Here is a 272-nt window from a genome sequence, read left to right as displayed (position 1 = left end):
AGAGGGAGATTCTTAAAGTTGGGTCATCGTCTAAAAGACTGCATTCAATTGCTCATTAAAAAAGTCTATGCAGTGTTTCTTTAGCCATTGTTGGTTTTTTTTACGCCTTTTAACACTGACTATAAGATGAGTCTTTTTATTGTCCTATAAGGAATGTTTCCCATAGAGTTGGAAGCTTTTATTAGAAAGTTCATTTTGTGCTTTTATAGAGTTTTTGAGAAGCTATACCAATTGGTACTGTTAAACTAATTTTTAAGCAGTCATACAAATGA

This window comes from Bartonella sp. AA2SXKL, assembly GCF_042197205.1.
GTDB lineage: Bacteria > Pseudomonadota > Alphaproteobacteria > Rhizobiales > Rhizobiaceae > Bartonella.
This window is presented reverse-complemented; position numbering follows the sequence as displayed.